Origin of the sequence: Noviherbaspirillum sp. UKPF54 (genome assembly GCF_007874125.1) — a bacterium.
Taxonomy (GTDB): Bacteria; Pseudomonadota; Gammaproteobacteria; order Burkholderiales; family Burkholderiaceae_D; genus Noviherbaspirillum.
The window spans coordinates 2,607,740-2,620,718 of sequence record NZ_CP040128.1 but is presented as its reverse complement, the minus strand read 5'-3'; the positions used below and the strand labels follow the sequence as shown (position 1 = coordinate 2,620,718).

Below are 12,979 nucleotides of genomic sequence, written 5' to 3'. Positions count from 1 at the left end.
GAATCATATATTTGACACACGGCTAGGTGCAAGGCACTCTAGACGTTTTCGCTTCGTCGGGGTGCGCGTTTTCCCTGTTCGCACCGCGCTTTGATCAACAATCCGGAGACTGACTTCATGCCGCAATACCGTTCCTATACCACCACCCATGGCCGCAACATGGCCGGCGCGCGCGCTCTCTGGCGCGCCACCGGCATGAAAGACGGCGACTTCAACAAGCCGATCATCGCGGTGGTCAATTCCTTCACCCAGTTCGTGCCGGGCCACGTGCACCTGAAGGACCTGGGCCAGCTGGTGGCGCGCGAGATCGAGGCGGCCGGCGGCGTGGCCAAGGAATTCAACACCATCGCGGTCGATGACGGCATTGCGATGGGCCACGGCGGCATGCTGTATTCGCTGCCGTCGCGCGAGCTGATCGCCGACTCGGTCGAATACATGGTCAACGCGCACTGCGCCGACGCGATGGTGTGCATCTCCAACTGCGACAAGATCACCCCCGGCATGCTGATGGCCGCGATGCGCCTGAATATCCCGGCCGTGTTTGTGTCCGGCGGCCCGATGGAAGCGGGCAAGGTGATCGAGGCGCTGCACGGCAAGCAGGAAGGCTCGCAAAAGATCATCAAGGTCGATCTGATCGACGCCATGATCCAGGCCGGCGACCCCTCGGTCTCCGACGAACAGGTGGCCAACATCGAACGTTCGGCCTGCCCTACCTGCGGTTCCTGTTCCGGCATGTTTACCGCCAACTCGATGAACTGCCTGACCGAAGCGCTCGGTCTGTCCCTGCCTGGCAACGGCACCATCGTCGCCACCCACGCCGACCGCAAGGCCTTGTTCCTGCGCGCCGGGCGCCTGGTGGTGGACATCGCCAAGCGCTATTACGAACAGGAGGACGCCTCGGTTCTGCCGCGCTCGATCGCGACCAAGGCCGCATTCGAGAATGCCATGGCGCTCGACGTGTCGATGGGCGGTTCGACCAACACCGTGCTGCACCTCTTGGCCGCGGCGCAGGAAGCCGGCGTGCAATTCACCATGGCCGACATCGACCGCATCTCGCGCAAGGTGCCGTGCCTGTGCAAGGTGGCGCCGGCGACCCAGGATTACCACATCGAAGACGTGCATCGCGCCGGCGGCATCGTCGGCATCCTGGGTGAGCTGGACCGCGCCGGCCTGCTCGACACCAGCGTGTCTACCGTGCACAGCAAGACGCTGGGCGAGGCGATTGCAGCCAACGACATCATGCGCACCGAGGACCCGGCGGTGCGCCAGCGCTTTCTGGCTGCGCCGGGCGGCGTGCCGACGCAAACTGCCTTCTCGCAGGACAAGCGCTTCGACAAGCTCGACAACGACCGCGCGCACGGCTGTATCCGCGACAAGGAGCATGCCTATTCCAAGGATGGCGGGTTGGCTGTCCTGTACGGCAATCTGGCGGAAAACGGCTGCATCGTGAAGACCGCCGGCGTCGATGAAAGCATTCTCAAGTTCACCGGCACCGCGCGCGTATTCGAGAGCCAGGACGATGCGGTGGATGCGATTCTGGGTGACGTGGTGAAAGAAGGCGACGTCATTATCATCCGCTACGAAGGTCCGAAGGGCGGCCCGGGCATGCAAGAGATGCTGTACCCGACCTCGTACATCAAGTCCAAGGGCCTGGGCAAGAGCTGCGCACTGTTTACGGACGGCCGTTTCTCGGGCGGTTCGTCCGGCCTCGTGATCGGCCACGCCTCGCCGGAAGCGGCGGAAGGCGGCGCCATCGGCCTGGTGGAAGACGGCGACACGATCGAGATCGACATTCCAGAGCGCCGCATGCACCTGAAGGTCAGCGATGACGAACTGGCGCGGCGCCGCGCGGCGATGGAAGCCAAGGGCGACCGCGCATGGAAGCCGGCCAACCGGCAGCGCGTGGTGTCGCAGGCGCTGCAGGCTTATGCGGCGCTGGCGACGTCCGCCGATCGCGGCGCGGTGCGCGATCTATCGCAGCTGAAGCGATAAGCGGCGGTGCCAAAAAGAAAGGGCGGTGAATTCACCGCCCTTTTTTATTTCTTGAAAGTCTTCTTTACCCGTTCCTGCCGCGCTTTTTCCAACTGCTCGTGCGCCTTGCGCTTATCCAGGCCGAACGCGCGCTCGACAAATTCGAACCAGACGAAGGCAACGCCGAACAGGCCGACGATCCACCACCACGACAAGTCGGCGAATGGCCCGATCTCGAAATAGCGCAGTGCGGATAATGCAACAATGATAATGATGATGGGCATGTCGGCGTTGTTTTGTAGGGGTTTTCAAAAAAGATTGTACCCTCCAATCGACACCGTCAACCAGTCGTGCTAGCGTAGCGTTTCTACAAAATAATATGTATCGTGGCGTGAGCCATTATTTATGGAGAAAGTAATGAAACGTTCTTTGTTGGTAGTCCTGGCTGCTGGTGCTCTCCTGTCCAACGCTGCAATGGCGAACGCCGATCTGGCGAAAGCTAAGAACTGCCTGGCTTGCCACGCAGTTGCAAACAAGGTGGTTGGCCCCGCATTCAAGGATGTTGCCGCTAAATACGCCGGCCAAAAGGATGCGGAAGACAAGCTGACCCAGAAAGTGCTCAAGGGCGGCAGCGGCGTCTGGGGCCCGGTCCCGATGCCTGCCAATACCCAAGTCAACGAGGCTGAAGCACGCACTCTCGTGAAGTGGGTACTGAGCCAGAAGTAATCGAGGGCCGCAGGCAAAACGAAACGCGCCCGATGGGCGAGCCTCTCTGAATCTGTGTAGATTTTTGAGGGGGCATTTCGGAAAGCCGCACCATATAGCTCTCGAAGGGAAAAACCCTAGAAACAACTTTGTTTCTAGGGTTTTTTACATTTAAGGCTTACCCCTCAATTCCTTGCGCGGCTCGGGATGTGAAAATCAATACTCGTTCGGGGGTCCATGTTCCATAAGGTGATTTTTTGCCTGCTTTCTGGCGTGGTGGACGGTGTTTTGCCTATAAAATGCCGGCAACGTTAGGACGTAACATCATTTTTTCGCTAAGTGGACTGTTCCGGCAGATATCACTTATCTGATTCAGCCCCCTCAATACACACTTGCTTTTAATTAACATTCGGTTGCGCCAAGCAGTGCGTGATATGGATGCGAAAAGCGCGTGGCGAGCCCGGCCTGGAAATGCGAAAGAGGATCATGCGCGATAGGGAGTTGTAGTTTTTTATTGATGGAGGGTGCATGAGCATCTCAAATATGAAGGTCGGAACGCGCCTTGCGCTGGGTTTCGGGAGCGTTTGCTTTCTCTTGCTGGCAACGGTCATCATCGGCATTACCAAGCTTGCCGCACTGGACGCAGGTACAAACCTGATTATCAAGGACAGATGGCCGAAGATCGCGGCATCCACCGAGATCATGGCGCAGACTGACCGCATTTCGATCGCGCTGCGCGACATGATGCTGGCTGAAAGCAAGGAAGCCCGGCAAAAGCAACTTGACGAGCTCGCCGACGCGCGGAAGGTCATCGAGCCCAATGTCGAAAAACTGGAAAAGATGATCGTGCTGCCGAAAGGCAAAGAGCTGATGCAGCAAATGTTTGCTGCACGCAGTCAGTACATCGCCAGCCAGAAGAAGCTCATTGCATTAATCAATGAAGAAAAAGCGGCGGAAGCACGGGCTCATTTGGAAAATGAGCTGCGGCCCTTGTTGAAGAATTATAAGGATGCGATGCGCAATCTCGTCGTGTTCCAGGAGGACTTGATCGACGCCGCTGGAAAGGCTTCCGACAACAACTTTACACAGGCCCGCACGCTGATGATTACGCTTGGCGTATTGGCATTGATGCTGGCTGCGTTCATCGGTTTTGTCATCACGCGCAGCCTGCTCAAGCAGCTGGGCGGTGAGCCCGAATATGCTTCCTCGATTGCCGGCCGCATCGCCGAAGGCGACCTGATGGTCGACGTCAACGTCAGCAGAAACGATCAATCCAGCCTGCTGCATGCCATGCGGGTCATGCGCGACAACCTCGCCAACATCGTGGCGCAGGTTCGCCAGGGTACCGAAACCATCGCCACTGCCTCCGGCCAGATTGCGGCCGGCAATCAGGACCTGTCATCGCGTACGGAAGAGCAGGCCGGTTCGCTGGAAGAGACGGCGTCCTCGATGGAGGAATTGACCTCCACCGTCAAGCAGAACGGCGACAACGCGCGTCAAGCCAACCAGCTGGCGACGACGGCATCGGAAGTCGCCAGCAAGGGCGGCGCGGTTGTGTCGCAGGTGGTCGAGACGATGGGCGCGATCAACGAATCGTCGAAGAAGATTGTCGACATCATCGGCGTCATCGACGGCATCGCCTTCCAGACCAACATCCTGGCACTGAATGCGGCGGTGGAAGCCGCTCGTGCCGGCGAGCAGGGCCGCGGGTTTGCGGTGGTGGCGTCGGAAGTGCGCAGCCTGGCGCAGCGCTCGGCTAGCGCGGCCAAGGAAATCAAGGCGCTGATCGACGACTCGGTACAGAAGGTCGGCGTTGGCGCGGCGCTGGTCAATGAGGCGGGCGCGACGATGCAGGAGATTGTCGAGAGCATTCGACGGGTGACCGACATCATGGGCGAGATTACCTCGGCCAGCCAGGAGCAGGTCGCAGGCATCGAGCAGATCAGCATGGCGATCAGCCAGATGGATCAGATGACGCAGCAGAATGCAGCACAGGTAGAACAGACGGCAGCGGCGTCAAGCGCCATGCAGGACCAGGCCGGCAAGCTGGCGCAAATGGTTGGCGTGTTCCGGATCGGCAGCACACAGGCGGAGCCGGTGGCCCCCCGCCTGGCGCCGGCTCCTGCGCCGCGTCTGAGCACGAGGGTTGTGGCGAAGGCCGGTGGTGCCGTCACGGCACCCCAACCCAAACGCGCGGTGCCACGGACCAGTGACGCAAGCGAATGGGAAGAATTCTGATCGGGCTATGCTTTACGAAAGCCGCCTTCATGAGCAAGCCTCTCTGAATCCAAGTTGATTTCTGGGTGGCGCCATTTCGGAAAGCCGCACCAATACTTGCTCTCGAAGGAAAAAGCCCTGGAAACAAATTCGTTTCCAGGGCTTTTTTGCATTTAAGGCCAGCCCCTCAAAAATCAATATAGATTCAGAGAGGCTTGGCGCGGCGGGTACTTTTTTTGGTTTGCGCTGGACGAAAAAAAGCCCTGGTCGATGACCAGGGCTTTTTGCTTGCCGCTAGGGTGAATTACTTCACGACGGCGATCTGCTCGCGCTTGCCACCCTTGTAGGTGTACAGCGTCAGGGTGCCGTTCTTCATGTCGCCCTTCTTGTCGAAGGCGATGGTGCCGGTCACGCCCTTGTAGTTGGCCTTTGCCAGCTCCGGCAGGTACTTTGCCGGCTCGGCCGAATTGGCCTTTTTCATCGCTTCGACCATCACCATCACCGCGTCGTAGACGTACGGTGCGTAGAGCTGGACGTCGATGCCGAACTTCTTCTTGTACGCGGCGCGGAACTCGTCCATGCCCTTCTTCTGCGCCTCTTCCACGCCGCCGGCTTCGGCGCACACGATCTTGCCCGGTTCGCCGATGGCGTCGGTCGCCAGGTTGACCAGGTTTTCGGTGCAGATGCCGTCGCCGCCCATGAACTTGGCGTTCATGCCCAGCGCCTTCATCTGGCGCAGCATCGGGCCGGCCACGGCGTCCATGCCGCCGAAGAACACGACGTCCGGATTCTTGGCCTTGATCGAGGTGAGGATGGCGTTGAAGTCGGTCGCCTTGTCATTGGTGTACTGCTGCGCCACCACTTGCACGCCCTTGGCCTTGGCGCCCTTGATGAATTCCTCGGCCACGCCCTGGCCGTAGGCGGTGCGGTCGTCGATCACGGCCACCTTCTTGGCCTTCATCTGGTCAGCCGCATAGCGGCCCAGCGTGCCGCCCAGCTGGCCGTCGTTAGCCACCACGCGGAAGGTGGTGTTGAAGCCTTGCTGGGTGTATTTCGGGTTGGTCGCGGACGGGGAAATCTGCGGGATGCCGGCATCGTGGTAAATCTTGGAAGCCGGGATGGTGGTGCCGGAATTGAGGTGGCCGATGACGCCGTTGACATGGGCGTCGACCAGCTTTTGGGCGGCCGAGGTGGCTTGTTTCGGGTCTGCTCCGTCGTCCTCCGCCAGCAGTTCGAACTTGACCTTCTTGCCGCCGATGGTCACGCCCTTGGCGTTCAGTTCGTCAATCGCCATGCGCGCGCCGTTTTCATTATCCTTGCCCAGGTGGGCAATAGCACCCGAGATCGGGCCGACATGGCCGATCTTGACGACTTGCTCCTGTGCCGATGCAGCGCCCGCGAATGCAAAGGCGATAGCGCCAGCCAACGGAATCATTTTTGTCTTGAACTGCATAGAATAAGTTCTCCTGAGGATTGAAAAAATATAGGGTTACTGCAACACTCGTTGAGTGATTTACCTACTTATTTCCTACTTATTTCCTACTTATATTTATTCAGATGTCTGAATAGCCAGACGGTACAACAGAAAATTCCGTTCGGAAAGGTTTTTCTGTAATTTTTTTATAAAATTTTTCGCTTTTCATATGCCTAAATTCCATGCACTCGACAAGGTCGATCGCAAGCTGTTGAATCTGCTGCAGAGGGATAACCAGATGCCCACCCGGACCCTCGCGGAGAAGGTGCACATCTCGCAGCCGACCTGCCTGCGCCGGGTGCGCGAACTGCGCGAAGCCGGCATCATCAGCGCGGACGTGGCGCTGGTCGATCCGTTCGCGCTGGGCTACGGCATGCTGGCCTTCCTCGAGGTGTCGCTCAATAACCAGTCCGACGAGCACATGCAGGATTTCGAGGCGCGCATGGCGAAGGAGACCGAGGTGATGCAGTGCTACTTCGTGTCCGGCGAATACGATTACTTCCTGGTGGTGCACGTGATCGACATGGACGCCTACTACCAGTTTGTGCGGCGCGTCATCTCGGGGTCGGGCAACGTGCGCCACTTCCAGTCGCGCTTCCCTATGAAGCGCGCCAAGTTCGCCACGCGCGTCGCCTTCGACGAAAAGCTGCCCGAGGTGACGGTGCGCGTGCCGAAGTAGCGGCGCGTTCGGCCATTGCGGCCAAGTCTTATATGCGTGCCGGGTGCGATGCTGTGGGGGGAGCGCCGCGCGCGGGCGCCATGCCGGTGAACGCGAAATCGACGTCGGGCGTGCGGCCGGAAACGATGTCGGCGATGGCGCGGCCGGAGCCGCAGCCCATGGTCCAGCCGAGCGTGCCGTGGCCGGTGTTGAGGAACAGGTTGGCGTAGCGCGTCTTGCCGATGTAGGGCACGTTCGACGGCGTCAATGGCCGCAAGCCGGTCCAGTATGCCGGATTGTCGTAGTCGCAGGCGTCCGGAAACAGTTCGCGCACCCGGCGCGTGATCGCATCGCAGCGCACGCTGTTGAGGTCGCGTCCGTAGCCGTTCAGCTCGCAGGTGCCGGCTACCCGCAGGCGGTCGCCCAGGCGCGAGAACACCAGCTTGTGGCCGTCGTCGGTGAGCGACACGGTGGGCGCGGCGTCGGCCCGGGTGACGGCATAGGTGGCGGAGTAGCCCTTGCCCGGATAGATCAAGAGGTCGATGCCAAGCGGTTGCAGCAGTTGCACCGAAAAGCTGCCCAGCGCCACCACGAAGGCATCAGCCTGCAATACCTTATGGTGGCCTTGCGCATCGATGACTTCGACGCCGCTGATCGCGGCGGACGCTCCAGCGCCTGCGGTGAGCAGGCGGGTGACCGAGGTATTGAAACGGAACTGCACGCCGGCCTGCTGCGCCTTGTGCGCCAGGCCGGTGGTGAACTTGTAGATGTCGCCCGATTCGTCGGTCGCCGTGTAGTCGCCGCCGACGATCTTGTCGCGGATTCCCGCCAGCGCCGGCTCGACCCTCACCACGTCATCGGCGCTGATTGTCTGGCGCGCACAGCCGAGCTCGCGCATCAGTTTCGCCGCCGGTTGCGACGCTTCGAAATCCCTGGCATCGGTGTAGAAATGAAGGATGCCGCGCGTCAGGTGGTCGTACTGGATGCCGGTTTCGGCACGCACCGCCTGCAGGGTCTGGCGGCTGTATTCGGCGATAGCGATGATCTGGCGGATATTGTAGGCGGTGCGGCCGGGCGTGCAGTTACGCAGGAAACTCAACCCCCACTTCCACTGCAGCCATTCGGGGCGCAGGCGAAACAGCAGGGGGGCGTCTTCCTTGCCGAGCCACTTCAGGACCTTGAAGGGCGCGTGCGGGTTGGCCCATGGCTCGGCATGCGACACGGAGATCTGGCAACCGTTGGCGAAGCTGGTTTCCTGCGCCGGGCCGGGCTGGCGTTCCAGCACCGTGACTTCATGGCCATCCTTGGCGAGAAACCAGGCCGAGGCGGTGCCGATGATACCTGAGCCTAAGACGATGACTTTCATTTCTTATTTTTTTGTCGACTGCAGTTTCGAGATTTCCTGGGTCACGGCGCGGGTGACGACATCCTTCACGGTGTGATGCAGGCCGCTGTGGATTTCGGCGGCGAGGTTTTCGACCGCCAGTTGCAGCACGTCGGCCAAGCTGTCGCGCACCCGCTGTTCCAGCACGAAATCGATGCGCTCCAGCACCTGGTGCAGCACGCGTTCGCGCACGTCGCGCTCCAGGCGCGCCCAGCGTTCCTCGTCCCATTCGGCGGCGGCTTGCTGCTGCGGCTGCGCCTCCTCCTGCGCCAAGGGTGGCGGCGCAGGCTCGGCCGCGGAGGCAGGTGCGGCCTGGGACGGGACAATGACTTCAGTCAGGACGGGAATGCCTGATTCACGGGTAGGGTTGTTCATGCCGGGTCGGCGACGTGATGGGTTAATGGATAGCCGCGCTGCTGGTAAAAACGGTAGCGCTCGCGCCCGGCCAACCTGTCGTCGTCGTCAGACGAAATGATTTCGAACATGCGCTCGAAGCGGGCGAAATGCGCCGGCGTGCGCGCCGACAGATTGATCAGGACGTGATGGTGCGGCAGGTCGGCGTCGTCGCTGTCGGCCAGGATGACCGGCGTGCTGGCGGCCAGCGGATCGCCGGCAATCACATGCGGCAGGAAATCCAGCTCGGAAAAAGTCCATAGCTGCTGGTCCAGCGCCGCCAAGTCGGCACTGTCCCGCGTGAGTACCACGATGCGGCAGTTTGCGGCGCGCGCCTTGCGCACCAGGCGGCAGGCGTAGCCGAGCTTGTCCGGGACGTTGCTGTGAAAATCGATACGCGTCATTGATTACATCTTAAAAACGAAATCCGGGCGGCGCGTTGCCGATCGCCGGCGGCAGTTCCGTCGGGCGCGGCGGCTCGGCCGGTTTGGCGGCGCTTGCCGTGCTGGCTTTGGCGGCGGGCTGGGGCGCCGGCGCCGCAGCCTGGGCTTGCGGTGCACGGTAGCTCTTGGGCAGCATGTTCGTTTCGGGATAGCCTGCCGTGCTGAGCGCGCTGTTCCAGGCGCTGGCGGAGAATCCGCGCTCCCTGGATCTGCCCACTGTCAGGAACGGCAGTTCCTGGCCTTCGCCGCCCGCCTTGTGGAATTGGTCCAGGTCTGCGCCGGTGGTGACTGTTTTTTCCGCAAACGGGATCCCGCGTGCGCGCAGATGCGCGCGACCTTCGTCGCAGGGCGCGCAATTCTTTGTCGTATACAAGGTCACTGGACTGGCTTTGACCGCCTGCGCTAGCTCATATGGAAAGTTGGCCGTGTCGACGCCGCCGCCGGAAATATTTTTGGTTTCCACCTGTCTGGCGGATGTCGGTGGGGGCGTGTCGCTGTAGGTCACCTTGCCGTCCGGTCCGATCCATCTGTAAAGCTGCGCCTGCGCGCCGGCTGCGCAAAACACCAGCGTCGCGGCGGCCAATCTCACTTTCCGTGGTGTCATTATTGCCCCCCTTTGAAGATTTAAGGCGCCATGCCGCTGTGCCGCAACAGCGCATCGATCGTCGGCTCGCGTCCGCGGAAGGCCTTGAACGATTCCAGCGCCGGGCGTGCGCCGCCCATGCCCAGGATTTCGCGCTGGAACTTGCGCCCGGTTTCGACCGACAGGATATTGCCGCCGCTCGCGCCGACTTCCTCGAACGCGCCGTAGGCGTCGGCCGACAGGACTTCCGCCCACTTGTAGCTGTAGTAGCCGGCCGCGTAGCCGCCGGCGAAGATGTGGCCGAACGAATTCTGGAAGCGGTTGAACGGCGGCGGGACCATCACCGCCACACGGTGCCGCACATCGTTGAGCACATCCTGGGCGGTCTTGCCGCCGTACGGATCGAAGTCATAGTGCAGGTGCATGTCGAACAGCGCGAACTCGACCTGGCGCAGCGTCTGCAACCCGGACTGGAAATTCTTGGCGGAGGTCATCTTGTCGAACAGCTCGCGCGGCAGCGGCGCCCCGGTGTCGACATGCGCGGTCATGTGCTGCAGTACATCCCATTCCCAGCAAAAGTTTTCCATGAACTGCGATGGCAGTTCGACCGCGTCCCATTCCACGCCGGAAATGCCGGATACGCCCAGTTCCTCGACCTCGGTCAGCATGTGGTGCAGGCCGTGGCCGAACTCGTGGAACAGCGTTATCACCTCGTCATGCGTGAACAGCGCCGGCCTCGCCTTGCCGTCGACCGTCGACGGCTCGCTGAAATTGCAGGTCAGGTAGGCGACCGGGGTCTGCACGCCGTTCTTCGTCATGCGGCGGCCGCGCGCGTCGTCCATCCAGGCGCCGCCGCGCTTGCCGTTGCGCGCGTACAGGTCGAGATAGAACTGGCCGACCAGGCGGCCATCCTTTTCGATGCGGAAGAATTTCACGTCCTTGTGCCAGGTCGGCGCGGCATCGGGCTTGATGTCGACCGTGAACAGGGTCTGCACCACGCGGAACAGGCCCTCGACGACTTTCGGTTCGGGGAAGTACTGCTTCACTTCCTGTTCCGAAAACGCGTAGCGCTTTTCGCGCAGCTTTTCGGACGCGTAGGTGACGTCCCAGGCTTCCAGCTGGTCCAGGCCGAGCTCGTTCATGGCAAACGTGCGCAACTCGGCGAGGTCGTTTTCGGCGAACGGCCGTGCGCGCTTTGCCAGATCTTCGAGGAAGCCGATCACCTGCTGCGGCGATTCAGCCATCTTCGGCACCAGCGAAACTTCCGCATAGCTCTTGAAGCCGAGCAGCCTGGCTTCCTCGTCGCGCAGTTTCAGGATGTCCGCGATGTTTTGCGTATTGTCCCATTCGGGCTTGGCACCCAGCTCGGAAGCCTTGGTCACGTTGGCGCGGTAGATTGTTTCGCGCAGTTCGCGCTTGTCGGCATACTGCAGGATCGGGAAGTAGGACGGGAAGTGCAGCGTAAACTTGTAGCCGCTCTTGCCATCCTTTTCGGCCGCGGCACGCGCCACCTGCCTGATGTCGTCGGGCAGGCCGGCGAGGTCGGCTTCGTTGTCGACGTACAGCGCGTAATCGTTGGTCGCGTCCAGCACGTTTTCCGAGAACTTGGTCGACAGCGCGGCTTGCTGTTCCTGGATTTCGGCGAAGCGCGCTTTCTTGTCGTCCGGCAGTTCCGCGCCGCCGAGGCGGAAGTCGCGCAGCGCATTCTCGACGATTTTCTTGCGTGCCGCCGACAGTGCCATGTACTCGCCGCCGGCCTTGATCGCACGGTACTTGTCGAACAGGGCGAGATTCTGGCCCAGCTCGGTCCAGAATTCGGTGACCTTCGGCAGGTTCTCGTTGTAGGCCGCGCGCAGCTCCGGCGTGTCGACCACCGCATTCAGGTGGCCGACGATGCCCCAGGCGCGCCCGAGTTTTTCCGTCGCGTTGTCGAGCGGTTCGACAAAGTTATCCCAGTTAACGTTTTGCATGGGCGCTTCCAGCCGGGTAACCAGGGCGCGGTTTTCATCCAGCAGGGCGGAAATGGCCGGCGTGACATGCTCCGGGCGGATCGCGTCGAAACGCGGCAGGTCGGAAAAATCAAGCAGGGGATTGGTCATCGGATCAGCTTCTTTCTGCGGCCTCAATAGTATTAACGAGAAGCATGGTAATCGTCATCGGACCGACACCGCCCGGCACCGGGGTGATGTAGCCGGCGACTTCGCGGGCATTGGCGAAGTCGACGTCGCCGCAGAGCTTGCCGTTGTCGTCGCGGTTCATGCCGACGTCGATCACGACGGCGCCCGGCTTGATCATGTCAGCGGTGACGATATTGCGCTTGCCTGTCGCAACCACCAGGATGTCGGCTTGCCGCGTGTGATGGCCGAGGTCCCGGGTCTTCGAATTGCAGATGGTGACGGTCGCGCCCGCCTGCAAGAGCAGCATGGCCTGCGGCTTGCCGACGATGTTGGAAGCGCCGACCACGACCGCGTTGGCGCCGCGAATCGGGTAGTTAATCGATTCCAGCATCTTCATCACGCCGTATGGGGTGCAGGGGCGGAACAGCGGCTGGCCGGTCATCAACAGGCCGGCGTTGCTGATGTGGAAGCCGTCGACATCCTTTTCCGGCGCAATCGCTTCGATCACCTTATGAGCATTGATGTGGGCTGGCAAGGGAAGTTGCACCAGGATGCCGTTAATTTTCGGGTCCTTGTTCAGCGCGTCGATGCGCGCCAGCAGCGCTTCTTCCGCCATGTCCGCACCGTACTTCTCCATCACGGAATAAATGCCGCTGTCTTCGCAAGCCTTGACCTTGTTGCGCACGTAGACCTGCGACGCCGGATTGTCGCCGACCAGGATCACCGCCAGGCCGGGCTGCTTGCCTTTCGCCGTCAGGGCGGCGGCGCGTTGGGCGACTTCGGCGCGCAATTGTTGGGAGAGTTCGGTTCCGTTGATGAGTTGTGCAGACATGGTTGTTGTTGAGGTGGGTACGGTTTAAAACAAGATTATAAGTCGGCGCTTGCGTCATGCTGCAAAACGATGGCGCATGGAATGCAACAGGTACAAAAGGCATGGTGCGCTGCACTACGTATTTCCCGCAATATGAAACGCTATCCCGTAATTTGAAAAGTTGCAAGAGTGCTGTTAGAATCTTTTCACCGCGCACGATCCC

General features: G+C 60.9%; 12 protein-coding genes. 4 read left to right on the top strand and 8 right to left on the bottom strand.

Annotated features, from left to right (window positions below):
- The first annotated feature begins 117 nt into the window (after positions 1–117).
- On the top strand, positions 118–1,992 hold the full coding sequence (gene ilvD / locus FAY22_RS12050; protein WP_146330433.1) for a dihydroxy-acid dehydratase: 1,875 nt from the start codon (positions 118–120) through the stop codon (positions 1,990–1,992).
- A gap of 44 nt (positions 1,993–2,036) precedes the next feature.
- On the opposite strand, the gene FAY22_RS12045 is transcribed toward ilvD, so the two are convergent.
- On the bottom strand, positions 2,037–2,255 hold the full coding sequence (locus FAY22_RS12045) for a TIGR04438 family Trp-rich protein (protein WP_146330432.1): 219 nt from the start codon (positions 2,253–2,255) through the stop codon (positions 2,037–2,039).
- 133 nt (positions 2,256–2,388) lie between these two features.
- Between FAY22_RS12045 and FAY22_RS12040 the strand changes: the two genes are divergently transcribed.
- Together FAY22_RS12040 and FAY22_RS22585 are read left to right on the top strand one after the other, a co-directional pair.
- Entirely contained in the window at positions 2,389–2,697 is a 309-nt protein-coding gene (locus FAY22_RS12040; protein ID WP_146330431.1) for a c-type cytochrome, read from the top strand.
- Between the two features lie 507 nt (positions 2,698–3,204).
- Positions 3,205–4,914: a methyl-accepting chemotaxis protein gene (locus FAY22_RS22585; protein WP_305778368.1), complete on the top strand. Its 1,710-nt coding sequence runs from the start codon at positions 3,205–3,207 to the stop codon at positions 4,912–4,914.
- Positions 4,915–5,197: 283 nt separating this feature from the next.
- Here FAY22_RS22585 and FAY22_RS12030 read toward each other — a convergent pair whose 3' ends face one another.
- A complete protein-coding gene (locus FAY22_RS12030; RefSeq protein ID WP_146330430.1) occupies positions 5,198–6,346 on the bottom strand; it encodes a branched-chain amino acid ABC transporter substrate-binding protein in 1,149 nt (382 codons plus the stop codon).
- 190 nt (positions 6,347–6,536) lie between these two features.
- On the opposite strand from FAY22_RS12030, the gene FAY22_RS12025 reads away from it, so the two are divergent.
- Positions 6,537–7,046, top strand: a complete 510-nt coding sequence (locus FAY22_RS12025; protein WP_146330429.1) for an Lrp/AsnC family transcriptional regulator — start codon at positions 6,537–6,539, stop codon at positions 7,044–7,046.
- 28 nt (positions 7,047–7,074) lie between these two features.
- Here FAY22_RS12025 and FAY22_RS12020 read toward each other — a convergent pair whose 3' ends face one another.
- From FAY22_RS12020 to folD, 6 genes are read right to left on the bottom strand one after another with little or no spacing between them, the layout of a single operon-like run.
- Positions 7,075–8,391, bottom strand: a complete 1,317-nt coding sequence (locus tag FAY22_RS12020) for a D-amino acid dehydrogenase (RefSeq protein ID WP_146330428.1) — start codon at positions 8,389–8,391, stop codon at positions 7,075–7,077.
- Between the two features lie 3 nt (positions 8,392–8,394).
- Entirely contained in the window at positions 8,395–8,784 is a 390-nt protein-coding gene (locus FAY22_RS12015) for a hypothetical protein (RefSeq protein ID WP_146330427.1), read from the bottom strand.
- Positions 8,781–9,206 (bottom strand): DNA polymerase III subunit chi, encoded by a 426-nt coding sequence (locus FAY22_RS12010; protein ID WP_146330426.1) that lies wholly within the window; start codon positions 9,204–9,206, stop codon positions 8,781–8,783. Before FAY22_RS12010 ends, FAY22_RS12015 begins: the two co-directional genes overlap by 4 nt.
- A 10-nt stretch (positions 9,207–9,216) precedes the next feature.
- On the bottom strand, positions 9,217–9,849 hold the full coding sequence (locus FAY22_RS12005; RefSeq protein ID WP_146330425.1) for a glutaredoxin family protein: 633 nt from the start codon (positions 9,847–9,849) through the stop codon (positions 9,217–9,219).
- A gap of 20 nt (positions 9,850–9,869) precedes the next feature.
- The gene (locus tag FAY22_RS12000; RefSeq protein WP_146330424.1) at positions 9,870–11,927 is read right to left on the bottom strand and encodes a M3 family metallopeptidase; all 2,058 of its coding nucleotides are present in this window, start codon (positions 11,925–11,927) and stop codon (positions 9,870–9,872) included.
- 4 nt (positions 11,928–11,931) lie between these two features.
- Entirely contained in the window at positions 11,932–12,777 is an 846-nt protein-coding gene (gene folD / locus FAY22_RS11995; RefSeq protein ID WP_146330423.1) for a bifunctional methylenetetrahydrofolate dehydrogenase/methenyltetrahydrofolate cyclohydrolase FolD, read from the bottom strand.
- Positions 12,778–12,979: the final 202 nt, after the last annotated feature.

Coding starts and splice junctions, on each gene's coding strand:
- ilvD (WP_146330433.1), top strand. CDS start 118: ATGCCGCAATACCGTTCCTATACCACCACCCATGGCCGCAACATGGCC.
- FAY22_RS12045 (WP_146330432.1), bottom strand. CDS start 2,255: ATGCCCATCATCATTATCATTGTTGCATTATCCGCACTGCGCTATTTC.
- FAY22_RS12025 (WP_146330429.1), top strand. CDS start 6,537: ATGCCTAAATTCCATGCACTCGACAAGGTCGATCGCAAGCTGTTGAAT.
- FAY22_RS12000 (WP_146330424.1), bottom strand. CDS start 11,927: ATGACCAATCCCCTGCTTGATTTTTCCGACCTGCCGCGTTTCGACGCG.
- FAY22_RS12030 (WP_146330430.1), bottom strand. CDS start 6,346: ATGCAGTTCAAGACAAAAATGATTCCGTTGGCTGGCGCTATCGCCTTT.
- folD (WP_146330423.1), bottom strand. CDS start 12,777: ATGTCTGCACAACTCATCAACGGAACCGAACTCTCCCAACAATTGCGC.
- FAY22_RS12015 (WP_146330427.1), bottom strand. CDS start 8,784: ATGAACAACCCTACCCGTGAATCAGGCATTCCCGTCCTGACTGAAGTC.
- FAY22_RS12010 (WP_146330426.1), bottom strand. CDS start 9,206: ATGACGCGTATCGATTTTCACAGCAACGTCCCGGACAAGCTCGGCTAC.
- FAY22_RS12020 (WP_146330428.1), bottom strand. CDS start 8,391: ATGAAAGTCATCGTCTTAGGCTCAGGTATCATCGGCACCGCCTCGGCC.
- FAY22_RS12005 (WP_146330425.1), bottom strand. CDS start 9,849: ATGACACCACGGAAAGTGAGATTGGCCGCCGCGACGCTGGTGTTTTGC.
- FAY22_RS22585 (WP_305778368.1), top strand. CDS start 3,205: ATGAGCATCTCAAATATGAAGGTCGGAACGCGCCTTGCGCTGGGTTTC.
- FAY22_RS12040 (WP_146330431.1), top strand. CDS start 2,389: ATGAAACGTTCTTTGTTGGTAGTCCTGGCTGCTGGTGCTCTCCTGTCC.